The following is a 24,707-nucleotide window of genomic DNA, read 5'->3' as shown; positions in this document are numbered from 1 at the left end:
GAAGAATCCGGGGGCTGTACACCTGCTACGCGCGTAGATATGCTCGTCTGGTGACCATGTCCACAGCTGCACCCCACGCTCTCGCCGACGTCACCGCGTCCGACAGCACGCTGCGCCGCTTCCTCCACGGGCTGCCCGGCGTCGACCCGGTCGGCCTGGAGGCGCGCGCCGCCTCCCTCGGCACCCGTTCCATCAAGACGTCCGCCAAGGCGTACGCCATCGACCTGGCCATCTCCATGGTCGACCTGACGACCCTGGAAGGCGCGGACACCCCGGGCAAGGTCCGGTCGCTCGGCGCCAAGGCGGTCCTGCCCGACCCCACCGACCGCACCACGCCCGCCACGGCCGCGGTCTGCGTCTACCCCGACATGGTGCCCGCCGCCAAGGCCGCCGTCGCCGGCTCCACGGTCAAGGTCGCCTCCGTCGCCACCGCCTTCCCGGCCGGCCGCGCCCCCCTCTCCGTGAAGCTGGCCGACGTCCGTGAGGCCGTCTCCGCCGGCGCCGACGAGATCGACATGGTCATCGACCGCGGCGCCTTCCTCGCCGGGAACTACCTGAAGGTCCACGAGGAGATCACGGCCGTGAAGGAGGCCTGCGGCTCCGCGGCCCGCCTCAAGGTCATCTTCGAGACCGGCGAGCTGTCGACGTACGACAACATCCGCCGCGCCAGCTGGCTCGGCATGCTCGCGGGCGCCGACTTCATCAAGACGTCCACCGGCAAGGTCGCGGTGAACGCCACCCCGGCCAACACCCTGCTCATGCTGGAGGCCGTCCGCGACTTCCGCGCCCAGACCGGAGTCCAGGTGGGCGTGAAGCCCGCCGGCGGCATCCGCACCACCAAGGACGCGATCAAGTTCCTCGTCCTGGTCAACGAGACCGCGGGCGAGGACTGGCTGGACAACCACTGGTTCCGCTTCGGCGCGTCCTCGCTCCTCAACGACCTGCTGATGCAGCGCCAGAAGCTGGCCACCGGCCGCTACTCCGGCCCCGACTACGTGACGGTGGACTGATCCCCATGGCTTCCGCATTCGAGTACGCACCGGCCCCCGAGTCCCGGGCGATCGTCGACATCGCCCCCTCCTACGGCCTGTTCATCGACGGCGAGTTCACCGAGGCCGCCGACGGCAAGGTCTTCAAGACGGTCAGCCCCGCCTCCGAGGAGGTCCTCTCCGAGATCGCCCAGGCGGGCGAGGCGGACGTCGACCGCGCCGTACAGGCCGCCCGCAAGGCGTTCGAGAAGTGGTCGGCCCTCCCCGGCGCGGAGCGCGCGAAGTACCTCTTCCGCATCGCCCGCATCGTCCAGGAGCGCTCCCGCGAGCTGGCCGTCCTGGAGACCCTGGACAACGGCAAGCCGATCAAGGAGACCCGCGACGCCGACCTCCCCCTGGTCGCCGCGCACTTCTTCTACTACGCGGGCTGGGCCGACAAGCTCGACCACGCCGGCTACGGCACGAACCCGCGCCCCCTCGGTGTCGCGGGCCAGGTCATCCCCTGGAACTTCCCGCTCCTGATGCTGGCGTGGAAGATCGCCCCGGCCCTGGCGACGGGCAACACGGTCGTCCTGAAGCCGGCGGAGACCACCCCCCTGTCGGCCCTGTTCTTCGCGGACATCTGCCGCCAGGCGGGCCTGCCGAAGGGCGTCGTCAACATCCTCCCCGGCTACGGCGACACAGGCGCGGCCCTGGTCGCGCACCCGGACGTGAACAAGGTGGCCTTCACGGGCTCCACGGCGGTCGGCAAGGCGATCGCCAAGACGGTCGCGGGCACCCGCAAGAAGCTCACCCTCGAACTGGGCGGCAAGGGCGCCAACATCGTCTTCGACGACGCGCCCATCGACCAGGCCGTCGAGGGCATCGTGAACGGCATCTTCTTCAACCAGGGCCAGGTCTGCTGCGCGGGCTCCCGCCTCCTGGTCCAGGAGTCGATCCAGGACGAGCTGCTCGACTCCCTCAAGCGCCGTCTGTCCACGCTCCGCCTCGGCGACCCGCTGGACAAGAACACGGACATCGGCGCGATCAACTCCGAGGAGCAGCTGACCCGGATCACCTCGCTCGTCGAGCGCGGCGAGGCGGAGGGCGCCGAGCGCTGGTCGCCGGCCTGCGAACTGCCCGCCTCGGGCTACTGGTTCGCCCCGACGCTGTTCACCAACGTCACCCAGGCGCACACCATCGCCCGCGACGAGATCTTCGGCCCGGTCCTGTCCGTCCTCACCTTCCGCACCCCGGACGAGGCCGTCGCCAAGGCCAACAACAGCCAGTACGGCCTGTCGGCGGGCATCTGGACCGAGAAGGGCTCCCGGATCCTGGCCGTCGCGAACAAGCTCCGCGCGGGTGTCGTCTGGTCCAACACGTTCAACAAGTTCGACCCGACGTCGCCGTTCGGCGGCTACAAGGAGTCGGGCTTCGGCCGCGAGGGCGGTCGTCACGGCCTGGAGGCGTACCTCGATGTCTGACCGCTTGACTGTCTTCAAGACCTACAAGCTGTACGTCGGCGGGAAGTTCCCGCGTTCCGAGAGCGGCCGGGTGTACGAGGTGACGGACTCGAAGGACAACTGGCTGGCCAACGCCCCGCTCTCCTCCCGCAAGGACGCCCGTGACGCGGTGGTCGCCGCCCGCAAGGCGTTCGGCGGCTGGTCCGGCGCGACGGCGTACAACCGGGGCCAGGTCCTGTACCGCGTCGCCGAGATGCTGGAGGGCCGCAAGGGCCAGTTCGTCCGGGAGGTCGCCGACGCGGAGGGCCTGTCGAAGTCCAGGGCGGCCGTGGTCGTGGAGGCCACGATCGACCGCTGGGTCTGGTACGCGGGCTGGACCGACAAGATCGCCCAGGTGGTCGGCGGCGGCAACCCGGTCGCGGGCCCGTACTTCAACCTCTCCTCCCCCGAACCGACCGGCGTGGTCGCAGTCCTGGCCCCCCAGGAGTCTTCCTTCCTGGGCCTGGTCTCGGTCCTCGCCCCGGTGATCGCGACCGGCAACACGGCGGTCGTGATCGCGAGCGAGCGGTCCCCTCTCCCGGCGCTGTCGCTCGGCGAGGTGCTGGCCACCTCCGACGTCCCCGGCGGTGTGGTCAACGTCCTCTCCGGCCGTACGGCGGAGATCGCGACGCCCCTCGCGGCCCACCAGGACGTCAACGCGATCGACCTGGCCGGCGCGGACGAGGCCCTGGCGAAGGAGCTGGAGATCGCCGCGGCCGACAACCTCAAGCGCGTCCTGCGTCCACAGCCTGTGGACGACTGGACGACCACGCCCGGCATCGACCGTATGACGGCGTTCCTGGAGACGAAGACGGTCTGGCACCCGACGGGGTCGCTGGGGGCTTCGGGTTCGGCGTACTGATCCGAGGAGCGGGGAACTGCCGACGGCCGTGACGGCGCGAGCCGTCCGCGGCCGGTCGCGCCGTTCCCCACGCCCTTGACGGGGCGCTCAGCGCAGCCCGCCCACCACCTGACCCACCACCGGGATGCTCCCCACCGACGGCGCCTGCGCCACCGGCCCGGTCAGGGCGGTGGACGTCAGCGGCTGGAAGTCGGCCAGCTGTGTCCCCACCCCGTTGTCGAGCGGATCGACCCCGGTGCCCGCCAGCGGGTTGGGCTTGAGACCCGCGACCGGCCCGGTGACATACCCGACCGTGCCGGTCAGGGCCTGGAGTCCCGCCTGCGGGTCGACCTTGCCCAGCGAGGTGGGCCGGGTGCGCATCACGTCGACGACCGGGGCGGCGCCGTCCGCCGCCGCGGCCGCGCCGGCGCCCGCGCCGAGCGCGACCCCCGCGGTCGTGACGGCCAGCAACGCGCGCCGGGCGGTGGGGTTCTGGGAAGCCGAGAGTCGAGCCATCAGGGGTGCCACCTTCTGCTGAACGTTTCCCTTGCGGAAAGTAATCATAGAGACACGTACGGTAGTTGAGGTGTGATGTGCGCTCCAAGAGCGACCCGCCGTCTCGGCGGGAGCCGCGCGATGCCTCACACTGGACTCTCGTGAGTTCGCATCTCCCGCATCCTTCGACACCGACCCGAGTGGTCCTGCTGTCGGGCCCGTCCGGCTCGGGCAAGTCCCTCCTCGCCGCCCGCTCCGGCCTGCCCGTGCTGCGGCTCGACGACTTCTACAAGGAGGGCGACGACCCGACGCTGCCGCAGGTGGAGGGCAGCGCGGACATCGACTGGGACCACCCGCTGTCATGGGACGCGTCCACCGCCGTCGCGGCGATCGAGGAGCTGTGCCGCACGGGCCGTACGACGGTCCCGGTGTACGACATCTCGCTCAGTGCGCGGACCGGCGCGGAGGCGCTGCACATCGGGCGGACGCCGGTGTTCATCGCCGAGGGCATCTTCGCCGCCGAGATCGTCGGACGCTGCCGTGAACTCGGCCTGCTGGCGGACGCGCTGTGTCTGACCCGTGGTCCGGTGAAGACCTTCCGCCGCCGCTTCCTGCGCGATCTGAAGGAGGGCCGCAAGTCGGTGCCGTTCCTGCTGCGGCGCGGCTGGCGGCTGATGCGGCTGGAGCGTTCGATCGTGGCCCGGCAGACGGAACTGGGCGCCCACCCCTGCGACCGGGACGAGGCGCTGGGCCGGCTGGCATCGGCCGCCGCGGGCCGGGTCGCGAAGGCGCCCGCCTGAGCGCAGCCGCGAGCACCAAGCATGCGGCGCACACAAAAGCGGGACTGGACGGACCCCCCGGCCCTCCAGTCCCGCTTCCCCCGTGATCCCCCCCGGTGATCCCCCCGCTGTTTCCCCCGTGTCACACCGCCGTGGTCCCCCCGGACCCCGTCGGCTTTCCCCCCGGCCGTCGCGCCGGCGCTCCCCCGCGCCACCGTGACGTCCCCCGTTTCCCCCGTACTCCCCCCCGCTTTTCCCCCGTTACCTGCTTCCCCCCACAGACCTTCAGGCGACAAGCTCCCCGAAGGACTCCTCCTCGTCACGGCCGAAGCTGAGGACCTCGTCCTCGCGCAGCCGGCGGAGCGACCGCCAGATGCTGGACTTCACCGTGCCGACACTGATGTCGAGGATCTCCGCGATCTCCGGGTCGGTGCGGCCCTCGTAGTAACGGAGGACCAGCATCGTGCGCTGGAGTTCGGGGAGCCGGGCGAGCGCCTGCCACAGGACGGCGCGCAGTTCGGTGCCGCGCATCGCGTCCGTGTCGCCGGCGGTCTCCGGCAGCTCCTCGGTCGGGTACTCGTTCAGCTTGCGGCGGCGCCACGCGCTGATGTGCAGATTGGTCATGGTGCGGCGGAGGTAGCCCCCGACCGCGGCCTTGTCACTGATCCGGTCCCAGGCCCGGTAGGTCGAGAACAGCGCGCTCTGCAGCAGGTCCTCGGCCTCGAACCGGTCTCCGGTCAGGTGGTAGGCGGTTGCGTACAGGGAGGCACGACGCTCCTGGACGTAGGCGGTGAACTCCGCCTCCGACACAGAACGGCGCTCCCCCGTGCCCTCCCCGTACGCGGTCCCCGTTCCCCCGTGGGCGACCCCCGTTGCCCCCGTGGTGCTTCCCCCCACGTGTGCGTCAACCACCGACATGTACGTGGTGTGCTGACGCCCGGTGCCGCGAGCGCACCCCCGCCCGCTCACGGCACCGGACTTCTCCGTGTTCCGGACGACGTCGTGGAGCCGCGTGACAACTGCGCTAGTGCTGGTGCTGTGCAGCGTGTTCATCTCGCGCCCCCCGTCGTGGAGTTCCGGTCTTCGGCGTGCTTCCTTGCCTGTGACGAAAAGATTGCCGGTTCACCTTCATGGCTCTGTCCGCCGACTGTCACAGACCTGTCACAGGGGTCGGTCCTGGGGAGAGGCCCAGCCGGGGCACAGGTCGATCACAGAGAAGAGTCGTACGGCTACACGAACGGCACGATCGTGTGCGGGTGTCGGGTGGGAGCGCTCCAACGGTCGATTCGGCGCCATGCCATGGGCCAGAATGAGCCCGTGCCTTCCCTGTTGCTGATCGAGGACGACGACGCCATCCGCACGGCCCTGGAGCTCTCACTGACGCGCCAGGGGCACCGTGTCGCCACCGCCGCCACCGGCGAGGATGGTCTCAAGCTGCTGCGCGAACAGCGGCCGGATCTGATCGTTTTGGATGTGATGCTGCCTGGCATCGACGGCTTCGAGGTGTGCCGGCGGATCCGGCGCACCGACCAGCTGCCGATCATCCTGCTGACGGCACGCAGCGACGACATCGACGTCGTGGTGGGCCTGGAGTCCGGCGCGGACGACTATGTCGTCAAGCCCGTACAGGGGCGGGTCCTGGACGCCCGGATCCGGGCGGTGCTCCGGCGCGGTGAGCGCGAGGCCAACGACGCGGCGACCTTCGGTTCCCTCGTGATCGACCGCGCGGCGATGACCGTGACGAAGAACGGCGAGGACCTCCAGCTGACGCCCACCGAGCTGCGGCTGCTTCTGGAGCTGAGCCGCCGGCCCGGACAGGCCCTGTCCCGGCAGCAGTTGCTGCGTCTGGTGTGGGAGCACGACTACCTGGGCGACTCCCGCCTGGTGGACGCGTGTGTGCAGCGGCTGCGCGCCAAGGTCGAGGACGTACCGTCGTCGCCGACCCTGATCCGGACCGTGCGCGGCGTGGGCTACCGGTTGGACACGCCTCAGTGACGAAGGCCCGAGGGGGGATCCGCGGCTGGGCCGCGGCTCGCAGGACAGTGCAGTCCCGGATCCGTTTCACCAGTCTGCGGCTGCGCCTGGTGGTCGTCTTCGGTCTGGTGGCGCTCACGGCCGCCGTGTCGGCGTCCGGCATCGCGTACTGGCTGAACCGCGAGGCCGTGCAGACCCGTGCGCAGGACGCCGCGCTCAACGACTTCGAGCGCGAGATGCAGAGCCATGTGAGCACGCTCCGCCCGAACCCGACGCAGGACCAACTGCGCGTCGCGGCACGGAAGATGGCGGACGGCGGCGAGCGCTCCAGTGTGCTGCTCCTCGCCGAGGGCGCCGACGGCGAGACGGTCTCCGGCTCCTCCACCGACAACGCGCTCACCGGTTTCTCGCTGGACGACGTGCCCGCGTCCCTGCAGAAGGCCGTCGACAAGCGGCAGAAGCTCACCTCCGGCAACAAACACGCGTACCACGTGTACTGGCAGCGGGTCATCGACGGCGACACCCCGTATCTGGTGGGCGGCGCGAAGATGATCGGCGGCGGACCGACCGGCTATATGCGCAAGTCCCTCGCGGAGGAGGCGAAGGACCTCAACTCGCTGGCCTGGTCGCTCGGTATCGCCACCGGTCTGTCGCTGATCGGCTCGGCGCTGCTCGCGCAGGCGGCGGCGACCACGGTCCTGAAGCCGGTGCAGCGGCTCGGCGTGGCCGCGCGGCGGCTCGGCGAGGGCAAGCTCGACACCCGGCTGCGCGTCTCCGGCACGGACGAACTGGCCGACCTCTCCCGCACGTTCAACCTCGCGGCGGAGTCCCTGGAGAAGAAGGTCGACGACATGAGCGCCCGCGAGGAGGCCTCCCGCCGCTTCGTCGCCGACATGTCCCATGAACTCCGTACGCCGCTGACGGCGATCACCGCCGTCACGGAGGTGCTGGAGGAGGAGCTGGACGCCGACACCGGCAGCCTCGACCCGATGATCGAACCGGCGGTCCGGCTCGTCGTCAGCGAGACCCGGCGCCTGAACGACCTGGTCGAGAATCTGATGGAGGTCACCCGCTTCGACGCGGGCACGGCCCGGCTCGTCCTCGACGACGTGGACATCGCCGACCAGATCACCGCCTGCATCGACGCCCGCGCCTGGCTGGACGCGGTGGAGCTGAACGCCGAGCGCGGCGTCATCGTCAACCTCGACCCGCGCCGCCTGGACGTGATCCTGGCCAACCTCATCGGCAACGCCCTCAAGCACGGCGGCTCGCCGGTACGTGTCTCGGTGCGCCCGGAGGGCGAGAACCTGTTCATCGAGGTCCAGGACCACGGCCCCGGCATCCCCGAGGACGTCCTCCCGCACGTCTTCGACCGCTTCTACAAGGCGAGCGCCTCCCGCCCCCGCTCGGAGGGCAGCGGCCTCGGCCTGTCCATCGCCCTGGAGAACGCCCACATCCACGGCGGCGAGATCACCGCCGCCAACTCCCCCAAAGGCGGCGCGGTCTTCACCCTCCGCCTGCCCCGCGACGCGGCCTCGCTCATCGCGGAGGAGCGGGACGAACGGGACGGCGATCAGGGCGACGGCGCCCCGGCGGGCACCGAAGGGGACGGCCAGTGACGATACGAGGCGTACACGGCGTACGGCTTCTGGCGGCCACCGGGGCGCTCGCCGGTCTGCTCACGGGCTGTGGCATCCGGGCCACCCAGGTGCCGACGGACTTCGGGCCGGCGCCGTCGATGGTCCCGTGCGAACTGTCCACGACGGACCTCCAGACGCAGGCCACGCCCTCCGGTATGCCGGTCGAGGTGTTCCTGCTCTGCTCCGGGGCGCTCGTCCGCGTCAACCGCTCGGTGCAGGTCACCGAGGGCGCCGAGGAGGCCGAACGGCGGGTGGCCGTCGCCCAGGGCCTGCTGGACGCCCTGGCCGGTGACCCGAGCGACGTGGAGGACGAGGCCGGCTACAGCACGGCCGTCCCGCCCGGCCTCACGGTGACCGGCCCCTCCCCCGGCGACCCCGAGGACACGCTCCGCCTGTCCACCGCCCCCGACTCCCTCCCGAAGTACGCCCTCGCCCAGATCGTCTGCACCTTCGCCGACTCCGCCGCCGCCGGCGACAACGGCTCGGTGGTCCTCGGCAGCACCGGCGCCGAGGCACTGCGCCGCTACGAGTGCGCCCAGGAGACCCAGTCGGCTCCGGGCGAGGGCAACCCGCCTTCCGAGGAGATCAACGGCTCCTGAGCCGAGCACTTGTCGCCAAGGGCCCCTTCCTGGGGCCACTGCACAAGAGCCGGCGAGTGAGCCGAAGGGGCGCGCCTGTGTCGAGAGCGCGACCGCGCGCAGGCCCCGACGAAGGAGGGGTCGAGCACGGTCGCGCTCTCGACACAGGCTTCTGCGCCCCGGAGGCGAACCGAGCCCAAAAAAAACAGCCTGCAACCGATCGTGCCGGGGGGCGCGTCTTGGGGGGCGTGCAGCCTCAAGGTACGAACGGCCGTAGCGCCGGGATCCGTGTCCGTGCGGCGGGGGGTGTTCTCCTCGTCGCGCATCTCGCGGTCGTTGCCTGGATCACGCTGCGTCCGCTGGACGTCACCTGGATGAGTCCCGCGAATCTGCGGCCTTTCGCCGGGATCAGAGCGGATCTGGTGCTGGGCTGGCCGGAGGCGGCCCGCCGGATCGGTGAGGGGCTGGCGCTGCTCGCCCCGCTGGGTGTCCTCCTGCCGATGGCGCACGGCAGGCTCACCGTGTCGCCGCTCGCCTCGCCGGCCCGGTCGGTCGCGGCCGGGGCGCTGCTGTCGCTGGCCATCGAGCTGTTGCAGACCGGGGTGCCCGGGCAGGTCGTCGACATCGACTCGATCCTGCTGAACTCGGTCGGTGTGGGTCTCGCCCATGTCGCGGTGGTGCCGGCGGCCAGGTCGGCGCTGCGGCGCCGGGCCGAGACCCGGGTCCGGGCGGCGGCGCGGCTGCGCCGTGAGGAGCTGTCTCAGGGTCGGACCCCGACGATTCCCAGGGTCGGGATGGCTCCGTAGAGGGACGCTTCGTCCGCTTCATCACCGTAGCGTCGATGGTGTGGAAAAGAGAGCGATGGCCGCAGGTGGCCTCGCCCCACCGTCGGCCCGCGGCCGACGTCCTACGCTGACGAAGGAGCCCCTCATGAGCCGCCTTGCACGCCCCACCGAAGGCCGAATGATCGGCGGAGTGTGCGCCGCGCTGGCACGGCGCTTCGGCACCTCCGCCACCACGATGCGCGTGATCTTCCTGGTGTCGTGTCTACTTCCGGGCCCGCAGTTCCTGCTCTACATAGCCCTCTGGATCCTGTTCCCCTCCGAGGGCAAGGCCCGCGCGGCCTGGTGACGCGTGCCGACGGGCCCGACCCCTTCGGGCCGGCCCGGCACACACACCGACGGGGCGCGCCCTGCGAAGGGTGCGCCCCGTACGGGTGTCGTGGTGTGCCTCAGGCGGCGGGGCCGCCGCCGAGGGGCAGGCCGTTGACGCCGAGGCCCTTGGCGGGGAGGGTCTTGCCGACGGGGAGGCCGCCGAGCAGTCCGGCGACGGGGGCGGTGGGGCCCTCGGCGAGGACGTTGGTGGCGGCGGGCTGCGCGGCCTCCAGGCCGGCGCCGAGCGCGGTCTGGCCCTGGGCGAGGGCGTCGGTGGCGGTCGGCAGGGCCTTCGAGACGTTCTCCACGGGCAGCGCCTGGGTGACGGTGCCCAGGGCCTGGGAGGCCTCGGGGGCGCTCGGGGCGGCGGTCGCGGCGCCCGCGCCCGCGGCGGCGATGGCGGCACCGACGACGGCGACACCGAGGGTCTTGGCAGCAGACTGCTTCATGTTGAATGCGTCCTTGGAATGCGTGTGACGGGTGGAGAGCGGTGCCGAAACGTAAACACCAAAGTCCCGCCGGAGGCAAACATCGAAAAGCGGCCGCGTCGCCCCGCGCACGACCGCTTCCCGAAGTCGCCGTTCAGCCCTGTTCGTCGACAGAACCGCTGGTGGAGGCGGTCTGCCGGAACAGCCATTCGGATTTCAACTCGGCATATCCGGGCTTGATGACGTCATTGATCATGGCCAGTCGTTCATCGAAAGGAATGAATGCTGACTTCATAGCATTGACCGAGAACCACTGCATGTCGTCGAGCGTGTAACCGAAGGCCTCGACAAGGTGCTCGAATTCACGGCTCATGCTCGTGTGGGACATCAGCCGGTTGTCGGTGTTCACGGTGGCGCGGAAGTGCAGTCGCCGCAGCAGTCCGATGGGGTGCTCGGCGTACGAACGGGCGGCACCGGTCTGGAGGTTGGAGCTGGGGCACAGCTCCAGCGGGATGCGCTTGTCGCGGACGTAAGAGGCGAGGCGGCCGAGCTTCACGGAGCCGTCCTCGTGGACCTGGATGTCGTCGATGATGCGGACGCCGTGGCCGAGCCGGTCGGCACCGCACCACTGCAACGCCTGCCAGATGGAGGGCAGTCCGAAGGCCTCGCCGGCGTGGATGGTGAAGTGGTTGTTCTCGCGCTTGAGGAACTCGAAGGCGTCGAGGTGGCGGGTGGGCGGATAGCCGGCCTCGGCGCCCGCGATGTCGAATCCGACGACACCGCCGCCGGGCAGGTCGCGGTAGCGGTTGGCGAGTTCGGCGATCTCCAGAGCGCGGGCGGCGTGCCGCATCGCGGTGAGCAGGGCGCCGACGCGGATGCGGTTGCCGTCGGCCCTGGCCCGTCGCTCGCCCTCGCGGAAGCCCTCGTTGACGGCCTCGACGACCTCTTCGAGGCCGAGTCCGCCTTCGAGGTGCTGTTCGGGGGCGTAGCGGACCTCGGCGTAGACGACGCCGTCGGCGGCGAGGTCCTCGGCGCACTCGGCGGCGACGCGGAACAGCGCGTCGCGGGTCTGCATGACACCGACGGTGTGGGAGAAGGTCTCCAGGTACCGCTCCAGCGAGCCGGAGTCGGCGGCGTCGCGGAACCATGCGCCGAGCCGGTCGGGGTCGTTCTCCGGGAGCTGGGAGTACCCGCTGTCGCGGGCGAGTTCGACGATGGTTCCGGGGCGCAGGCCGCCGTCGAGGTGGTCGTGCAGCAGAACCTTGGGCGCCCGGCGGATCTGGTCCGAGTCCGGGGTGGTACCGGTCGGGTCGGTCTGGTTCGTCATTTTCGCACGATATAGCCTACGCGCGTAGAGCGCCTGTCGGGCGACGCCGCCGATACCCAAAGGTGACCCTCAGGACGGGTGGCGTACACCATCTCTTCTGACACTGTTCTGTCATGGCGCAGCAAGCAATGCCGGTCCGTACGCCCCGACTTGGGCGGACGATCGGCCCGGAGCCGGGCACGGTCGGCGCAGTGGTCCTGCTGCTCCCGGCCGGCGACGAGGCATCCACCCGCAGACCCTCCCCCATGATGGCCGCGGCCTCCGTGCGCGCCCTCGGCCGCCGACTCGGCCGCGCGGGCCGTACGGAGGGACTGGCGACCCATGTCGTCCACTACCGCTACCGGGGCTGGAACGGCACGGAGGCGCGGCTCGCGCGGGACGCCGAGTGGGCCGTGGACGAGGTGGTCCGGCGCTACGGGGATGTGCCGGTGTGTCTCGCCGGGCTGCACATGGGGGCGCGGGCGGCGCTGCACGCGGGCGGGCACGAGGCCGTCAACTCCGTGCTGGCGATCGCCCCCTGGCTGCCGGAGGAGGACGTGGCCGCGCCGCCCGAACCGGTGAAACAGCTGGCCGGGCGGCGGGTGCTGATCGTGCACGGGACGAACGACGAGCGGGTGGATCCCGAACTGTCGTTCCGGTACGCGGCGCGGGCGAAGAAGACGAACCCGGACATCTGCCGGTTCGAGGTGCACGCGGACCGGCACGGGCTGACGCAGTACCGGGACGAGGTGCACGCCTTGGCCTCGGATTTCGTGATGGGGGCGTTGTTCGGGCGGGCGTTCGCCCGGCCCGTGGAGGACGCGCTGGCGGCGCCGCCGCCGTTGGGGTTGCGGATGCCGCTGGCCTCCGGCTTCGGGAGGGCTCGCTCCCGGCGGGGAGGTTGAGGGCCGTGGCGCGGCTGCGGGTCCGGTGGGGCTTCTCGCGCAGTTCCTCGCGCCCCTGAGTGGGCTGTGGCTCAGCCCGACAGCAAGTGCCCCCTCCTCGACAGCAGGAACTTCTTGAAGGCGGCCACCGGGGGTGTGTCCGGGTGGCCGTCGAGCCAGGCCACGCCGATCTCGCGGGCCGCGCGGGGGGCGGTGACCGTCAGTTCGACGACGCCCGGCCGGGGGACGGCCGGGGGTGGGAGGAGGGCCACGCCCAGGCCCGCCGCGACGAGGCCCCGCAGGGTCTCCGCCTCCTCTCCCTCGAAGGCGATACGGGGTTTGAAGCCGGCCTCCTTGCAGAGGTCGTCGGTGATGCGGCGCATGCCGTAGCCGGGTTCGAGGGTGACGAAGGTTTCGTCGGCGGCCTCGGCGAGGCGGACGCGTTTGCGGGCGGCGAGGCGGTGGTCGGCGGGGACGACGAGGCGGAGCTTCTGCTCGTCGAGGCGGCGGGCGACCAGGTCGGGGGCGTCCGGGACGGGTGAGGTGAGGCAGAGGTCGAGTTCGCCGGCGCGCAGGCGTTCGAGCATGGCCTCGCCGTAGTTCTGGACCAGGCTGAAGCGGATGCGGGGGTGTTCGGCGCGGAAGGCCTGGAGGAGGCCGGGGACGGTCTCGGCGCCCATGGTGTGCAGGAAGCCGAAGGCGACCTTGCCGGTGGCGGCGTCGGCGTCGGCGCGGACCTCGTCGGCGGCGCGCTCGATCTCGGCGAGGGCCCGTTCCACGGAGGCGTGGAAGGTGCGGCCGGCGTGCGTGAGGGAGACCGTGCGCCCCCGGCGGGCGAACAGGTCGACGCCCAGGTCCTGTTCGAGGCGGACCATCGCCCGCGACAGCGTCGACTGCGGGACCCGCATCTCACGGGCGGCGCCGGTGACGTGCTCGGTGCGGGCGACACCGGCGAAGTAGGCGAGTCGAGGCACGAGGCGCAGGACGAGGTCGTCGATGTCGTGCGGTCCTTCGATGTCTTCTGTGTCACCGGTTCGTGACAGGTGCGGCTCTGACCTCTGCTGATGCATCACGGGAACGATTATGGGCGATCCATGCATTGGACGGATGAGTGGCGCCGTACGTAGTTTCGAGGCATGCCTTCCGCCAGTACCGAGGCGTCCACCACCGTGGGCGCCGTAGCAGTCACGTCCGACCGTTCCCCCCGTTCTTCCCGCCCTTCCTCCCGTCCGTCCGCGACCGACTCCCGGGTGACCCCCGGTGGGCCCGGCTACCGCCGGATGAGTCTGGCGCTGTTCCTCGCGGGGGTGGCGACCTTCGCCCTCCTCTACTCCACGCAGGCGCTGCTGCCGCTGATCTCGGACGGGTTCGGGACGACGGCGAGCGCGGCGAGCTGGACGGTGTCGGCGGCGACCGGTGCGCTGGCGCTGTTCGTGCTGCCGATGAGCGCGCTGTCGGAGCGGTTCGGGCGGCGTACGGTGATGACGGCGTCGCTTGCGGTCGCGGTGACGGTCGGGCTGCTGATCCCCTTCGCGCCCTCGCTGGGGGCGCTGGTGGTGCTGCGGGCCGTGCAGGGCGCGGCGCTGGCCGGGGTGCCGGCGTCCGCGACGGCGTATCTCGCCGAGGAGGTCCGGCCCAAGGCGCTCATCACCGCGATCGGACTCTTCGTCGCCGGCAACAGCGTCGGCGGGATGAGCGGGCGGGTCCTCACCGGATGGGTCGCCCAGGAGTGGGGCTGGCGGGTCGCGCTGGGGGTGCTCGGGGTGATCGCGGTGGGCTGCGCGGTGGCCTTCCGGGTGCTGCTGCCGGCGCCGCGGCACTTCGTGGCGGGGTCGCTGCGGCCGCGGGTGCTGGGGCGGACCGTGCGGGCTCACCTCGCCGATCCCCTGCTGCGCCGGCTGTACGCGATCGGCGCGCTGTTCATGACGGTCTTCGGCGCGGTCTACACGGTGATCGGCTACCGGCTGGCCGACGCGCCCTTCTCCCTCCCCCAGGGGATCATCGGGTCGATCTTCCTCGTGTACCTGGTGGGTACGGTCTCCGCGTCCACCGCCGGGCGGCTGGCGGGGCGGCTCGGGCGGCGGGGCGCGCTGTACCTCGCGGGCGGCACGACGACCACCGGACTGCTCTTCACCCTCTCCGACTCCCTGGTCCTGGTCCTGCTGGGGCTGGTCCTCATCACCGCCGGCTTCTTCGCGGGCCACGCCGTCGCCTCGTCCTCGGTGAGCCACACGGCGAAGCGGGGACGCGCCCAGGCCTCCGCCCTGTACCAGTCGGCGTACTACGTGGGCTCCAGCGCCGGCAGCACGCTCGGCGCGGTGGCCTTCCACGCCGGGGGCTGGGGAGGAACCGTCTCCCTCGGCCTGCTGGCCGTGCTGGGGGTCGTGGGGATCACCGTGGTGGGGTCGCGGGCGGCCCGCGCCCAGCGAGGTCTGGCCACCGCCTGCTGATCCTGGCCGGGCCCCGGCCAGGATCAGGACCCCCACACCGAGGCTCTATACAAAGATTCCCTTGCAAAGCTTCCTTTGCAAGGGTACTTTTGCATGCATGAAGGAGCCCGGCGCCCCACTCGTCCGCAATCTCGACGCCCGCTCGTTGCGGGGGCTCGCGCACCCGCTGCGTATGCAGTTGCTCAACGCCCTTCGTTTCGGCGGTCCCGCGACCGCCTCCCAACTCGCCGAGAAACTGGGCGAGTCGAGCGGAGCCACCAGCTATCACCTGCGGCAGCTCGCCACCCATGGCTTCATCGAGGACGCCCCCGAGCGGGGGAAGGGGCGGGAGCGGTGGTGGCAGGCCGCCCACCAGGGCCTGCGTTTCGACGACGCCCTGCTCACCGACGCCGACCCGGACGTACGCGGAGCCGCCGACCTGTACCTCCACGAGGTCGCGACGACCCAGACCCGCGACCTGTCGACCTGGCTGGGCAACCGCCACGGCTGGCCCGAGGAGTGGAGCCGCACCTGGGACATGAGCAGCGCGACCTTGCGGCTCACCCCCGAACTCACCCGGGAACTCGTCGAGAAGATGCACGCGCTCGTCGAGACCTACCGCGACCGGGCGATCGACGGCGACGACACCGGCACCGCGCAGGTGCGCGTCCACACCCACGCGTTCCCCCTCACCACGGAATGAGAGGCCACGGCCCGATGCATCCCGAGACCCACCTCGCCCTGCACCACGTCCGTGCCGCTGAACTGCGCGCGGAAGCCGACGCGTACCGTCTCGCCGTCGCGGCCCGGCGCCCCCGGGACCTGCGTGCCCGTCTCGGCTGGACGCTCGTGGAAGTCGGTCTGCGCATGGCCGCCACGCCCAGGACTGCGGCCGCCCTTCTCTAGTGCCGGCCCCCTGCCGACCTGCGCGTTCTCCCACTCGGCAAGCCATTGTCAGTGGGCTGCGGTAGCTTCCGAGGTGTTGGTACGCACAGGGATGGCACAGGGGTGGGTTGGCCATGGGTGACGGTACGGCGACGGTGACGGCGGATCTGGATGTCCGGCTGGAGAGGCACCGGGTCGAGTTGACCGGGTACTGCTACCGGATGCTCGGGTCGTCCTTCGAGGCGGAGGACGCCGTGCAGGACACGATGATCCGGGCCTGGCGGAGTTACGAGAAGTTCGAGGGGCGGTCGAGCCTGCGGTCGTGGCTGTACCGGATCGCCACCAATGTGTGCCTGGACATGCTGACCGCGGGGAACAAGAGGGCCCGTCCCATGGATCTCACCGAGTCGACACCGCTCGCCCAGGCCGCGCTCGCACCCCGGCCGGACAACATCTGGCTGGAGCCGGTGCCGGACGCCAGGGTGCTGCCCACCACCGATGACCCGGCCGAGGCCGCCGTGGCCAAGGAGTCCGTGCGGCTGGCGTTCGTGGCCGCACTGCAGAAGCTGCCGTCGAAGCAGCGCGCGGTGCTGATCCTGCGCGAGGTGCTGGCGTGGAAGGCCGGCGAGGTCGCCGAGCTGCTCGACACCTCCGTCGCCTCGGTGAACAGCGCGCTGCAGCGGGCCCGCGCGACCCTCGCCGACGGCGAGGGTCAGATCGCGGCGGCCGATGTCTCCGACCCGCTGGACGAGGAGCAGCAGAAGCTGCTGGAGCGCTATGTGGCCGCCTTCGAGGGGTACGACATGGCGGCGCTGACGGCCCTGCTGCACGAGGACGCGGTCATGACGATGCCGCCGTTCGACCTGTGGCTGACCGGGACCGGCGACATCACCGGATTCATGACCACGCTGGGCGCGGCCTGCGCCGGTTCGCATCTGGTGCCGGTCGCGGTGAACGGCCTGCCGGGCTTCGCGCAGTACAAGCCGGACCCGGAGAAGGGCGGTTTCAGCGCCTGGGCCGTGCAGGTGCTGGAGATCTCAGAGGGCCGTATCGGCGGATTCCACTGCTTCCTCGACACCGCCCGCTGGTTCCCCCTCTTCGACCTGCCCCTCCACCTCGAAGGCAAGCCCGACCAGGCGCAGTAGCGCGCGGAGCGCCGGGTCGGGGTCGCGCAGCCGGATGCGGCCCCCGGCCCGTTTCGCCGCCAGCTGCAGCCGGGCCAGTAGGTCCACGGCGGCGAGGCCCGGGGGCCCGATACCGGCGACATCACACACCAGTACCCCTCCCCCGGGCTCACCCCGGGTCCTGTCCAGTCGCGCGCGTACCTCGGCACAGAGCCCGGGCACCTCGTCCCGGGTCACGGGGCCTGGCAGTACGAGTACGGCGGGTGTCGTCGCGTCCACGATCTGTAGACCGGGCGGGCTCCCGGAACTCATCGCGAGCCGCCATGAGGGCGGCCACACCCGCCGTGGGCTGCCCGGACCCGCGTCCGGGCAGCCGTCTCCCGGACCGCCTCAGGCGATCCGGTCCAGCACGATCGGGGCCGGGCTGAAGGCGGTGCCCGGGGCCGCGATGTCGTACGAGCCCTCCACCGCGTCCAGGGCGTAGCCGAAGCGCTCGGGGGTGTCCGTGTGGAGGGTCAGCAGCGGCTGGCCCTCGGTGACCGTGTCGCCGGGCTTGGCGTGCAGCTCGACACCCGCGGCCGCCTGCACCGGGTCCTCCTTGCGGGCGCGTCCGGCGCCGAGCCGCCAGGCGGCGATACCGATGTCGTAGGCGTCCAGGCGGGTCAGGACGCCCGAGGCGGTCGCCTTCACCACGTGCTGCTCACGGGAGGTGGGGAGCGGGGCGTCCGGGTCGCCTCCCTGAGCGGCGATCATGCGGCGCCAGGCGTCCATCGCCGAGCCGTCGGCCAGCGCCTTCGCCGGGTCGGCGTCCTTCACCCCGGCCGCGTCGAGCATCTCGCGGGCCAGCGCGATCGTCAGCTCCACGACGTCCGCCGGGCCGCCGCCCGCCAGGACCTCGACCGACTCGCGGACCTCCAGCGCGTTGCCGGCGGTGAGACCGAGCGGGGTCGACATGTCCGTCAGGAGGGCGACCGTCTTCACACCGTGGTCGGTGCCGAGGCCCACCATCGTCGACGCCAGCTCACGGGCGTCCTCGATGGTCTTCATGAAGGCACCGGTGCCCACCTTCACGTCCAGGACCAGCGAGCCCGTCCCCTCGGCGATCTTCTTGGACATGATGGAGGAGGCGATCAGGGGGATGGCTTCCACCGTGCCCGTGACGTCCCGCAGGGCGTAGAGCTTCTTGTCCGCCGGGGCCAGGCCGTCGCCCGCCGCGCAGATGACCGCGCCGACCTCGTCCAGGACGTTCAGCATCTCCTCGTTGGAGAGGAGGGCGCGCCAGCCGGGGATGGACTCCAGCTTGTCGAGGGTGCCTCCGGTGTGGCCGAGGCCCCGGCCGGAGAGCTGGGGGACGGCCGCGCCGCAGGCCGCCACCAGCGGCGCCAGCGGCAGGGTGATCTTGTCGCCGACGCCGCCCGTGGAGTGCTTGTCGGCGGTGGGGCGGGACAGGGACGAGAAGTCCATGCGCTCGCCGGAGGCGATCATCGCGGCCGTCCAGCGGGCGATCTCCCGGCGGTCCATGCCGTTGAGGAGGATCGCCATGTTGAGGGCGGCCATCTGGTAGTCCGCGACCTCGCCGCGGGTGTACGCGTCGATGACCCAGTCGATCTGCTCGTCGCTCAGCTCACCGCGGTCCCGCTTGGTGCGGATGACCGAGATCGCGTCCATGGACAGCTTCGTCATGGCTTTCCTTCCGAGGTTCTGCGGAAAATGCGCGGCCCCCCTGAGCAACTCAGAGGGGCCGCACAGGAGTTACTTGGTGAGATGGTCCGGGCCGAAGGCCTGGGGCAGCATCTCCGAGAGGGGCAGGATGCCCGCCGGGGTCTCCAGCAGGAGGTCCGCGCCGCCGAACTCGTAGAGGAGCTGACGGCAGCGGCCGCACGGGACGAGGATCTCGCCCTTGCCGTCCACACAGGTGAAGTGGGTGAGCCGGCCGCCGCCGCCGTTCTGCAGCTCCGAGACGAGGCCGCACTCCGCGCACAGGCCGAGGCCGTAGGAGGCGTTCTCCACGTTGCAGCCGGAGACGGTCCGGCCGTCGTCGACGAGGGCGGCCACCCCGACCGGGTAGCCGGAGTACGGGGCGTACGCCCGGGACATGGCGTCCCGGGCCACCGAGCGCAGCTTCTCCCAGTCGACGTCCGCGGCGGCGGCCCGGGCGGCGGTCACTTGCCCTGGCCCTTCCGGTACGGCAGTCCGTCCGCCTTGGGCATGCGCAGCCGTTGGGCGGAGAGCGCCAGGACGATCAGGGTGATGACGTACGGCGTGGCGGCGACCACCTGGTTCGGGACCTCGTTGGTGGTCGCGTACCAGGTGAAGACCAGGGCGCCGACGACGAAGGTGATCGCGGCGGCGACGTACTTCTTGCGGACGGCCTGCCAGATCGCGCCGATGATCAGCAGCAGGGCGCCGAGCAGCAGCAGGGCGTGGACGTTCTCGGAGCCGCCGCGCAGGTTGAGGCTGTCGGTGTAGCCGAAGAGGCCGGCGCCGAGGGCGAGGCCGCCCGGCATCCAGTTGCCGAAGATCATCGCGGCGAGGCCGATGTAGCCTCGGCCGCTGGTCTGGCCCTCCAGGTAGAAGGGGTTGGCGACGATGGAGAGGAAGGCGCCGCCGAGGCCGGCCAGACCGCCGGAGATGATCACGGCGAGGTACTTGTACTTGTAGACGTTGACACCGAGGGACTCGGCGGCGACCGGGTTCTCGCCGCAGGAGCGCAGCCGCAGACCGAAGGCGGTGCGCCACAGGATCCACCAGGTGGCGGGGATCAGGGCGACGGCGACGAGGGTCAGCCAGGAGACGTTGGTGACCAGACCGCCGAGCAGGCCGGCGAGGTCGGAGACGAAGAACCAGCCCTTCTGGTTGAGGGTCTGGAGCGCGTCCGAGAGGCCGGGGACGGTGAAGTCGCCGAGGGAGTCGACCGGCGGGGACTGCTTGGCGGAGCCGCCCTGGTGGCCCTCGAAGGCGAGGGGCGCGAGGTAGCGGGTGGCGCCGAGGGCGAGGATGTTGATGGCCACACCGGAGACGATGTGGTTGACGTTGAAGGTGACGGTGACGAAGGCGTGCAGCAGACCGCCGAGCGCGCCGCCGGCGATACCGACCAGGACACCGGTCCACGGGCCGTACTGGAAACCGGCCCAGGCGCCGAACCAGGTGCCGAGGATCATCATGCCTTCGAGGCCGATGTTGACGACGCCCGCGCGCTCGGCCCACAGACCGCCGAGTCCGGCGAGGCCGATGGGGACGGCCAGTTCCAGCGCGGTGGACATCTGGCTGACGTTGGTGATGCCGTCGGCGCCGGTGATGATGCGGACGATCGAGGTGAGTGCCAGGACACCGGAGATGACCAGCAGCAGCACGGGCAGCGACATCTTGCGCCCGGTGGGGGCGGTCGGCTCCAGCGAGGGCTGGTTCAGGTCGGTCGCGGTGGTGCTCGTGGTCATCGGCCAGCCACCTCCTTCGTGGTGTTGTTGTCGGCGCCGAGGACGTTCCCGGCGGCGAGCTCGGCGCCGACGCGGCGCTGCTGGCGGCGCAGGCCCCACTCGCGGACGGTCTCGTACGACACGACGACCGAGAGCACGATCAGGCCCTGCATGATGACCGCGATCTCCTTGTCGTAGCCGTGGAAGTCCAGCTCCGGGGAGGCCTTGTCGAGCCAGGCCCACAGCAGGGCGGCGAAGGCGATGCCGACGGGGCTGTTACGGCCGAGGAGAGCGATGCCGATACCGAGGAAGCCGATACCGGTGGGGAAGTTGAGGCTGTACGTGTGGGTGTCGCCGAGCAGGATCGGCAGGCCCGCGAGACCCGCGACACCGCCGGAGATCAGCATGGCGGTGAGGATCATGCGCCTGGGGTCGACACCGCTGGCCGCGGCGGCGGACTCCGAGGCGCCGGAGGCGCGCAGGTCGAAGCCGAAGCGGGTGCGGTTGATGACGATCCAGTAGCCGACGCCGAGGAGGACGGCGAGGAGGACCAGGCCGTAGATCTCGCCGGCCTTGCCCATGTCGATGCCGGGCACCCAGCCCGACTCGGCCATCTCGCCGGTGGTGTTGTTGTTGCCGACCTTGACGCCGAAGACGTTCGGCAGCCAGAGGTAGCCGATGACGGAGGTGGCGATCGCGTTCAGCATGATCGAGGCGACGACCTCGCTGACGCCCCGGGTGACCTTGAGGACACCGACGATGCCGGCCCAGAAGGCGCCGGTGAGGATCGCGGTGAGCATGAGGAGCGGGATCTGGATGACCGCGGGCAGGTCGACATGGGCGCCGACGATCGCGGCCATCATGGCGCCGAGGAGGTACTGGCCGTCGACACCGATGTTGAACAGGTTCATCCGGAAGCCGATGGCCACCGCGAGGGCCGCGACGTAGTACAGCGAGGCCTGGTTGATGATCCGGACCTGGATGTCGGAGAACGAGGCCTGCTCGAACATGATCGTGAACGGCTCGACCGGGTTCTTGCCGGAGGCGAGCAGCACGATCGCGGTCAGCGCGAAGGCCACGGCGAGCGCGAGGACCGGGCCGGCGACGGCGAGGAGCACCCGCTCCTTGTCGAACTTCTTCATCAGTTGGCCTCGTCTTCCGGAGACTCGGGGGCCTTGTGCGGGCCGGGAGTCTCGGGGGTCTCGTCCCGCGTCTCGGGGGTCTCTTCGTGGGCGAGGTGGCCGGTGGCGGCGCCGGTCATGGCCGAGCCCAGCTCCTCGGGGGTGATGGTGGCCGGGTCGGCGTCGGCGACCAGCTTGCCGTTGTAGATCACCCGGAGGGTGTCGGACAGGCCGATCAGCTCGTCCAGGTCGGCGGAGATCAGCAGCACGGCCAGGCCCTCGCGGCGGGCCTCGCGGATCTGGTCCCAGATCTGGGCCTGTGCGCCGACGTCCACACCGCGGGTGGGGTGGGCGGCGATCAGGAAGCGCGGCTTGTGGCTCATCTCGCGGCCGACGATCAGCTTCTGCTGGTTGCCGCCGGAGAGGGAGGCGGCGGTGACGTCGATACCGGGGGTGCGGACGTCGTACTCGGCGACGATCCGGCGGGTGTCCTCCTGGGCGGCCTTCGGGTCGAGCCAGACGCCCTTGGCGTTGGGCCGCTCGGTCACATGGCCGAGGATACGGTTCTCCCAGAGGGGGGCCTCCAGCAGCAGACCGTGCCGGTGGCGGTCCTCGGGGATGTAGCCGACGCCCTGTTCACGGCGCTTGCGGGTGGCCCAGGTGGTCATGTCCTCCTCGGCCAGCGCGATCGTGCCGGAGTCGGCGGCCTTCAGACCGATCAGCGCGTCGACCAGCTCGGTCTGGCCGTTGCCCTCGACACCGGCGAGGCCGAGGACCTCGCCCGCGTGGATGGTGAAGGTGATGTCGTCGAGCAGCGCCTTGCCGCCGACGGCCTCCAGCCGGAGGTCTTTGACGGTCAGGACGGGGCGGTCGGTGACCGTGGACTCGGCCGTCTCGGGGGTGGGCAGTTCGCTGCCGACCATCAGCTCGGCGAGCTGGCGCGGGGTGGTCTCGGCGGGGACGGCCGTGCCGACCGTCGTACCGCGCCGGATGACGGTGATCTCGTCGGCGACCGACAGCACCTCGCCCAGCTTGTGCGAGATGAAGATGACCGCGAGGCCCTGTGCCTTGAGTTCGCGCAGGTTGGCGAAGAGGGAGTCGACCTCCTGGGGCACGAGCACGGCGGTCGGCTCGTCCAGGATCAGGGTGCGGGCGCCGCGGTAGAGGACCTTGAGGATCTCCACGCGCTGGCGCTCGGCGACGCCCAGCTCCTCGACCAGGACATCGGGGCGGACGCCGAAGCCGTACCGCTCGGAGATCTCCTTGATCTTGCGGCGGGCCTTGGCGCCGATGCCGTACAGCTTCTCGCTGCCGAGGACCACGTTCTCCAGGACCGTGAGGTTGTCGGCGAGCATGAAGTGCTGGTGCACCATGCCGATGCCGCGCACGATGGCGTCGGCCGGGGACGAGAACGAGACCTGCTCGCCGTCGACCGCGATGGTGCCCTCGTCCGGCTTCTGCATGCCGTAGAGGATCTTCATCAGGGTCGACTTGCCGGCGCCGTTCTCCCCGACGAGGGCGTGGACGGTGCCCTTGCGCACGGTGAGATGGATGTCGTGGTTGGCCACGACGCCCGGGAATCGCTTGGTGATCCCGGCGAGTTCGACGGCGGTCACGGTGTCGTTGACCGCCGCGTCGGCCGGAGGGCTGCTGGACGCGTTGATGGCGCACTCTCCTGGGAAAGGGGGTCGTCTACGCGCGTAGCGCCCCTACGGCATCGAAAGCGGGCGGCGACGTACTTAGACAACGGGGTACAGGGAGCGATGCTCCCCGTACCCCGTTGAGCGCACGTAACCCCGCGGTTACCGGCGGCTCCGGGGGCGTCTGGGCACCCCCGGGACCGCCCGGCTGCTCGTGGTACAGCTGGTACAACTGGGTCAGCTGGTCTTGACCTTGATCTCGCCGCTGATGATCTTCTCCTTGGCCGTGGTGATGGCCTCCTGGAGCTCGGTGTCGCTCTTGAACTTCGGGTTGGAGTCGGCGAGGCCGACCTCACCGCTCTTCAGATCGCCCCTGACGATACCGGTCACGGGCTTGCCGTCCTCGACCGACTTCGCCAGGTTGTACACCGCCTTGGCGACGTCCTTCGTCGCCGAGGTCAGGATGGAGTCCTTGTACTTCGCGAGGGCTTCCTGCCTGTACTGGTCGGAGTCGACGCCGATCGCCCAGATCTTGTTCGCGGCGGCGGCCTCGATCACTCCCTGACCGGACAGACCGGCCGCCGCGTAGACGACGTCGGCCTTCTTCTCGATCTGGCCCTCGGCGGCCGTCTTGCCCTTGTCGGGGCTGGAGAAGCCGCCCTCCTCGGCCGTCTGGGTCAGGTACTGGGTGAGCACCTTCGCCTTCGGGTCGGTGTCCTTCACGCCCTGCTCGAAGCCGGCCTGGAACTTGTGGATCAGCGGGATGTCCACCCCGCCCACGAAGCCGACCGTCTTCGTCTTGGTGGCCTTGGCCGCCGCGACGCCCGCGAGGTACGAGGCCTGCTCCTCGGAGAAGACCAGGTCCGCGACGTTGTCCAGCTGGACCGTGGAGTCGTCGACGATGCCGAAGGTGGTGTCCGGGTACTGCTCGGCGGCGGCCTTCACGGCCGTCGCGTACGCGTAGCCGACACCGACGACCGGGTTGTAGCCCTGCTTGGCCAGGGAGACCAGGCGCTGCTCCTTGTCCGCGTCCGTCTCGCCCTCGGTGGGCTCGATGTCCTGCGTCTTGTACCCGAACTCCTTCTTCGCCTGCTCCAGGCCCGCGTAGGCCGCGTCGTTGAAGGACTGGTCGCCCTTGCCGCCGACGTCGTACGCGATGGCGAGGCCCAGGTCGCCCTTGGAGTCGGTGGAGGAGGAGGCCTCCGACGACGTGCCGCCGCAGGCGGAGAGGGCGAGGGCGAGGGAGGCGGTCGCTGCGCCTGCGACCGCGAGGCGGGAAACCCGGCGCATGTGTGGTGCTCCTGTCGTACAGCGCCGGAGGGTACGGATCAGGGTACTGATCAGTAATGCTTCGCAGCATCGGCGCCTTATATGGCTTTCGCCGCAGAGTAACGCGCGTAGACCCTCCGGGTGAAGCCTGGTGGACCACGTTGTTATGGGGCCGTGTTGCAAGGGGGGCCGGGGGTGGTGCGGGGGTATGGGGGTCGTGTTTCGGGTGCGGGTGCGTTGTGGCTGGTCGCGCAGTTCCTCGCGCCCCTGACAG

At 70.8% G+C, this 24,707-nt stretch carries 26 protein-coding genes; 14 read left to right on the top strand and 12 right to left on the bottom strand.

Going from position 1 to position 24,707, the window contains the following annotated elements:
• Nucleotides 1-56: 56 nt before the first annotated feature.
• Genes deoC through J8M51_RS39340 form a run of 3 tightly spaced genes read left to right on the top strand, consistent with a single transcriptional unit; the run spans nucleotide 57 to nucleotide 3,332 of the window.
• Nucleotides 57-1,010 (top strand): deoxyribose-phosphate aldolase, encoded by a 954-nt coding sequence (gene deoC / locus J8M51_RS39350; protein ID WP_086760896.1) that lies wholly within the window; start codon nucleotides 57-59, stop codon nucleotides 1,008-1,010.
• Nucleotides 1,011-1,015: 5 nt separating this feature from the next.
• Nucleotides 1,016-2,452: an aldehyde dehydrogenase family protein gene (locus J8M51_RS39345; RefSeq protein WP_086760892.1), complete on the top strand. Its 1,437-nt coding sequence runs from the start codon at nucleotides 1,016-1,018 to the stop codon at nucleotides 2,450-2,452.
• Complete coding sequence (locus tag J8M51_RS39340) at nucleotides 2,445-3,332, top strand: aldehyde dehydrogenase family protein (RefSeq protein WP_086760894.1); 888 nt, start codon at nucleotides 2,445-2,447, stop codon at nucleotides 3,330-3,332. The genes J8M51_RS39345 and J8M51_RS39340 overlap by 8 nt, the downstream gene beginning before the upstream one ends.
• An 87-nt stretch (nucleotides 3,333-3,419) precedes the next feature.
• Here the strand turns inward: J8M51_RS39340 and J8M51_RS39335 are convergent, their stop codons facing one another.
• Entirely contained in the window at nucleotides 3,420-3,827 is a 408-nt protein-coding gene (locus tag J8M51_RS39335; protein WP_216591027.1) for a hypothetical protein, read from the bottom strand.
• Nucleotides 3,828-3,967: 140 nt separating this feature from the next.
• Here J8M51_RS39335 and J8M51_RS39330 point away from each other — a divergent pair, with 140 nt between their 5' ends.
• On the top strand, nucleotides 3,968-4,606 hold the full coding sequence (locus J8M51_RS39330; protein WP_086764022.1) for a uridine kinase family protein: 639 nt from the start codon (nucleotides 3,968-3,970) through the stop codon (nucleotides 4,604-4,606).
• 264 nt (nucleotides 4,607-4,870) lie between these two features.
• Here J8M51_RS39330 and J8M51_RS39325 read toward each other — a convergent pair whose 3' ends face one another.
• The gene (locus tag J8M51_RS39325; protein WP_216589743.1) at nucleotides 4,871-5,638 is read right to left on the bottom strand and encodes a SigE family RNA polymerase sigma factor; all 768 of its coding nucleotides are present in this window, start codon (nucleotides 5,636-5,638) and stop codon (nucleotides 4,871-4,873) included.
• A gap of 264 nt (nucleotides 5,639-5,902) precedes the next feature.
• On the opposite strand from J8M51_RS39325, the gene afsQ1 reads away from it, so the two are divergent.
• From afsQ1 to J8M51_RS39300, 5 genes are all read left to right on the top strand, one after another.
• Nucleotides 5,903-6,580, top strand: coding sequence for a two-component system response regulator AfsQ1 (gene afsQ1, locus J8M51_RS39320; RefSeq protein WP_013001223.1), 678 nt, complete (start codon nucleotides 5,903-5,905; stop codon nucleotides 6,578-6,580).
• Complete coding sequence (locus J8M51_RS39315) at nucleotides 6,577-8,178, top strand: ATP-binding protein (RefSeq protein ID WP_179203314.1); 1,602 nt, start codon at nucleotides 6,577-6,579, stop codon at nucleotides 8,176-8,178. The genes afsQ1 and J8M51_RS39315 overlap by 4 nt, the downstream gene beginning before the upstream one ends.
• Nucleotides 8,175-8,798: a hypothetical protein gene (locus J8M51_RS39310; RefSeq protein ID WP_256965794.1), complete on the top strand. Its 624-nt coding sequence runs from the start codon at nucleotides 8,175-8,177 to the stop codon at nucleotides 8,796-8,798. The genes J8M51_RS39315 and J8M51_RS39310 overlap by 4 nt, the downstream gene beginning before the upstream one ends.
• Nucleotides 8,799-9,025: 227 nt before the next feature.
• On the top strand, nucleotides 9,026-9,583 hold the full coding sequence (locus tag J8M51_RS39305) for a VanZ family protein (protein ID WP_086760134.1): 558 nt from the start codon (nucleotides 9,026-9,028) through the stop codon (nucleotides 9,581-9,583).
• A gap of 124 nt (nucleotides 9,584-9,707) precedes the next feature.
• Nucleotides 9,708-9,908 carry a PspC domain-containing protein gene (locus J8M51_RS39300; RefSeq protein WP_086760136.1) on the top strand — a complete coding sequence of 67 codons (201 nt, stop codon included), beginning with the start codon at nucleotides 9,708-9,710 and terminating at the stop codon, nucleotides 9,906-9,908.
• 100 nt (nucleotides 9,909-10,008) lie between these two features.
• Here J8M51_RS39300 and J8M51_RS39295 read toward each other — a convergent pair whose 3' ends face one another.
• Entirely contained in the window at nucleotides 10,009-10,380 is a 372-nt protein-coding gene (locus tag J8M51_RS39295) for an ATP-binding protein (protein ID WP_216589745.1), read from the bottom strand.
• 133 nt (nucleotides 10,381-10,513) lie between these two features.
• Nucleotides 10,514-11,686, bottom strand: a complete 1,173-nt coding sequence (locus J8M51_RS39290; protein ID WP_086759685.1) for an adenosine deaminase — start codon at nucleotides 11,684-11,686, stop codon at nucleotides 10,514-10,516.
• A 113-nt stretch (nucleotides 11,687-11,799) separates the two neighbouring features.
• Between J8M51_RS39290 and J8M51_RS39285 the strand changes: the two genes are divergently transcribed.
• Nucleotides 11,800-12,570: an alpha/beta hydrolase gene (locus J8M51_RS39285; protein WP_086759683.1), complete on the top strand. Its 771-nt coding sequence runs from the start codon at nucleotides 11,800-11,802 to the stop codon at nucleotides 12,568-12,570.
• 71 nt (nucleotides 12,571-12,641) lie between these two features.
• On the opposite strand, the gene J8M51_RS39280 is transcribed toward J8M51_RS39285, so the two are convergent.
• Nucleotides 12,642-13,619 (bottom strand): LysR family transcriptional regulator, encoded by a 978-nt coding sequence (locus J8M51_RS39280; protein ID WP_398857804.1) that lies wholly within the window; start codon nucleotides 13,617-13,619, stop codon nucleotides 12,642-12,644.
• Nucleotides 13,620-13,685: 66 nt separating this feature from the next.
• Here J8M51_RS39280 and J8M51_RS39275 point away from each other — a divergent pair, with 66 nt between their 5' ends.
• The 4 genes from J8M51_RS39275 to J8M51_RS39260 all read left to right on the top strand — a co-directional run bounded on the left by J8M51_RS39275 (nucleotide 13,686) and on the right by J8M51_RS39260 (nucleotide 17,008).
• Complete coding sequence (locus J8M51_RS39275) at nucleotides 13,686-14,999, top strand: MFS transporter (RefSeq protein WP_267299897.1); 1,314 nt, start codon at nucleotides 13,686-13,688, stop codon at nucleotides 14,997-14,999.
• 97 nt (nucleotides 15,000-15,096) lie between these two features.
• Nucleotides 15,097-15,681 carry an ArsR/SmtB family transcription factor gene (locus tag J8M51_RS39270; RefSeq protein ID WP_086762167.1) on the top strand — a complete coding sequence of 195 codons (585 nt, stop codon included), beginning with the start codon at nucleotides 15,097-15,099 and terminating at the stop codon, nucleotides 15,679-15,681.
• 14 nt (nucleotides 15,682-15,695) lie between these two features.
• Entirely contained in the window at nucleotides 15,696-15,884 is a 189-nt protein-coding gene (locus J8M51_RS39265; RefSeq protein ID WP_086762169.1) for a hypothetical protein, read from the top strand.
• A 113-nt stretch (nucleotides 15,885-15,997) separates the two neighbouring features.
• Nucleotides 15,998-17,008, top strand: coding sequence for a sigma-70 family RNA polymerase sigma factor (locus tag J8M51_RS39260; protein WP_086762171.1), 1,011 nt, complete (start codon nucleotides 15,998-16,000; stop codon nucleotides 17,006-17,008).
• On the opposite strand, the gene J8M51_RS39255 is transcribed toward J8M51_RS39260, so the two are convergent.
• The 7 genes from J8M51_RS39255 to J8M51_RS39225 all read right to left on the bottom strand — a co-directional run bounded on the left by J8M51_RS39255 (nucleotide 16,901) and on the right by J8M51_RS39225 (nucleotide 24,454).
• Nucleotides 16,901-17,299 carry an STAS domain-containing protein gene (locus tag J8M51_RS39255; protein WP_267299896.1) on the bottom strand — a complete coding sequence of 133 codons (399 nt, stop codon included), beginning with the start codon at nucleotides 17,297-17,299 and terminating at the stop codon, nucleotides 16,901-16,903. The genes J8M51_RS39260 and J8M51_RS39255 overlap by 108 nt on opposite strands.
• A 78-nt stretch (nucleotides 17,300-17,377) precedes the next feature.
• On the bottom strand, nucleotides 17,378-18,661 hold the full coding sequence (locus J8M51_RS39250) for a thymidine phosphorylase (protein ID WP_086756991.1): 1,284 nt from the start codon (nucleotides 18,659-18,661) through the stop codon (nucleotides 17,378-17,380).
• Nucleotides 18,662-18,739: 78 nt separating this feature from the next.
• Nucleotides 18,740-19,153 (bottom strand): cytidine deaminase, encoded by a 414-nt coding sequence (locus J8M51_RS39245; protein WP_086756983.1) that lies wholly within the window; start codon nucleotides 19,151-19,153, stop codon nucleotides 18,740-18,742.
• Nucleotides 19,150-20,424 carry an ABC transporter permease gene (locus J8M51_RS39240; protein ID WP_086756984.1) on the bottom strand — a complete coding sequence of 425 codons (1,275 nt, stop codon included), beginning with the start codon at nucleotides 20,422-20,424 and terminating at the stop codon, nucleotides 19,150-19,152. The genes J8M51_RS39245 and J8M51_RS39240 overlap by 4 nt, the downstream gene beginning before the upstream one ends.
• Complete coding sequence (locus J8M51_RS39235; RefSeq protein ID WP_086756986.1) at nucleotides 20,421-21,545, bottom strand: ABC transporter permease; 1,125 nt, start codon at nucleotides 21,543-21,545, stop codon at nucleotides 20,421-20,423. Before J8M51_RS39235 ends, J8M51_RS39240 begins: the two co-directional genes overlap by 4 nt.
• Complete coding sequence (locus J8M51_RS39230; RefSeq protein ID WP_086756988.1) at nucleotides 21,545-23,140, bottom strand: ABC transporter ATP-binding protein; 1,596 nt, start codon at nucleotides 23,138-23,140, stop codon at nucleotides 21,545-21,547. Before J8M51_RS39230 ends, J8M51_RS39235 begins: the two co-directional genes overlap by 1 nt.
• A gap of 261 nt (nucleotides 23,141-23,401) precedes the next feature.
• A complete protein-coding gene (locus J8M51_RS39225) occupies nucleotides 23,402-24,454 on the bottom strand; it encodes a BMP family lipoprotein (protein WP_086756989.1) in 1,053 nt (350 codons plus the stop codon).
• Nucleotides 24,455-24,707: the final 253 nt, after the last annotated feature.

Source organism: Streptomyces griseiscabiei (assembly GCF_020010925.1).
In the GTDB taxonomy this organism is placed as follows: Bacteria; Actinomycetota; Actinomycetes; order Streptomycetales; family Streptomycetaceae; genus Streptomyces; species Streptomyces griseiscabiei.
The sequence above is the reverse complement of the archived record's forward strand: the minus strand, read 5'-3'. Positions and strand labels throughout refer to the sequence as shown.

What these genes read in the sequence shown, in the direction of transcription:
- deoC (WP_086760896.1), top strand. Translation starts at nt 57, where the DNA reads ATGTCCACAGCTGCACCCCACGCTCTCGCCGACGTCACCGCGTCCGAC.
- J8M51_RS39345 (WP_086760892.1), top strand. Translation starts at nt 1,016, where the DNA reads ATGGCTTCCGCATTCGAGTACGCACCGGCCCCCGAGTCCCGGGCGATC.
- J8M51_RS39340 (WP_086760894.1), top strand. Translation starts at nt 2,445, where the DNA reads ATGTCTGACCGCTTGACTGTCTTCAAGACCTACAAGCTGTACGTCGGC.
- J8M51_RS39335 (WP_216591027.1), bottom strand. Translation starts at nt 3,827, where the DNA reads ATGGCTCGACTCTCGGCTTCCCAGAACCCCACCGCCCGGCGCGCGTTG.
- J8M51_RS39325 (WP_216589743.1), bottom strand. Translation starts at nt 5,638, where the DNA reads ATGAACACGCTGCACAGCACCAGCACTAGCGCAGTTGTCACGCGGCTC.
- J8M51_RS39300 (WP_086760136.1), top strand. Translation starts at nt 9,708, where the DNA reads ATGAGCCGCCTTGCACGCCCCACCGAAGGCCGAATGATCGGCGGAGTG.
- J8M51_RS39295 (WP_216589745.1), bottom strand. Translation starts at nt 10,380, where the DNA reads ATGAAGCAGTCTGCTGCCAAGACCCTCGGTGTCGCCGTCGTCGGTGCC.
- J8M51_RS39290 (WP_086759685.1), bottom strand. Translation starts at nt 11,686, where the DNA reads ATGACGAACCAGACCGACCCGACCGGTACCACCCCGGACTCGGACCAG.
- J8M51_RS39285 (WP_086759683.1), top strand. Translation starts at nt 11,800, where the DNA reads ATGGCGCAGCAAGCAATGCCGGTCCGTACGCCCCGACTTGGGCGGACG.
- J8M51_RS39280 (WP_398857804.1), bottom strand. Translation starts at nt 13,619, where the DNA reads ATGCATCAGCAGAGGTCAGAGCCGCACCTGTCACGAACCGGTGACACA.
- J8M51_RS39275 (WP_267299897.1), top strand. Translation starts at nt 13,686, where the DNA reads ATGCCTTCCGCCAGTACCGAGGCGTCCACCACCGTGGGCGCCGTAGCA.
- J8M51_RS39270 (WP_086762167.1), top strand. Translation starts at nt 15,097, where the DNA reads ATGAAGGAGCCCGGCGCCCCACTCGTCCGCAATCTCGACGCCCGCTCG.
- J8M51_RS39265 (WP_086762169.1), top strand. Translation starts at nt 15,696, where the DNA reads ATGCATCCCGAGACCCACCTCGCCCTGCACCACGTCCGTGCCGCTGAA.
- J8M51_RS39260 (WP_086762171.1), top strand. Translation starts at nt 15,998, where the DNA reads ATGGGTGACGGTACGGCGACGGTGACGGCGGATCTGGATGTCCGGCTG.
- J8M51_RS39255 (WP_267299896.1), bottom strand. Translation starts at nt 17,299, where the DNA reads ATGAGTTCCGGGAGCCCGCCCGGTCTACAGATCGTGGACGCGACGACA.
- J8M51_RS39240 (WP_086756984.1), bottom strand. Translation starts at nt 20,424, where the DNA reads ATGACCACGAGCACCACCGCGACCGACCTGAACCAGCCCTCGCTGGAG.
- J8M51_RS39235 (WP_086756986.1), bottom strand. Translation starts at nt 21,545, where the DNA reads ATGAAGAAGTTCGACAAGGAGCGGGTGCTCCTCGCCGTCGCCGGCCCG.
- J8M51_RS39225 (WP_086756989.1), bottom strand. Translation starts at nt 24,454, where the DNA reads ATGCGCCGGGTTTCCCGCCTCGCGGTCGCAGGCGCAGCGACCGCCTCC.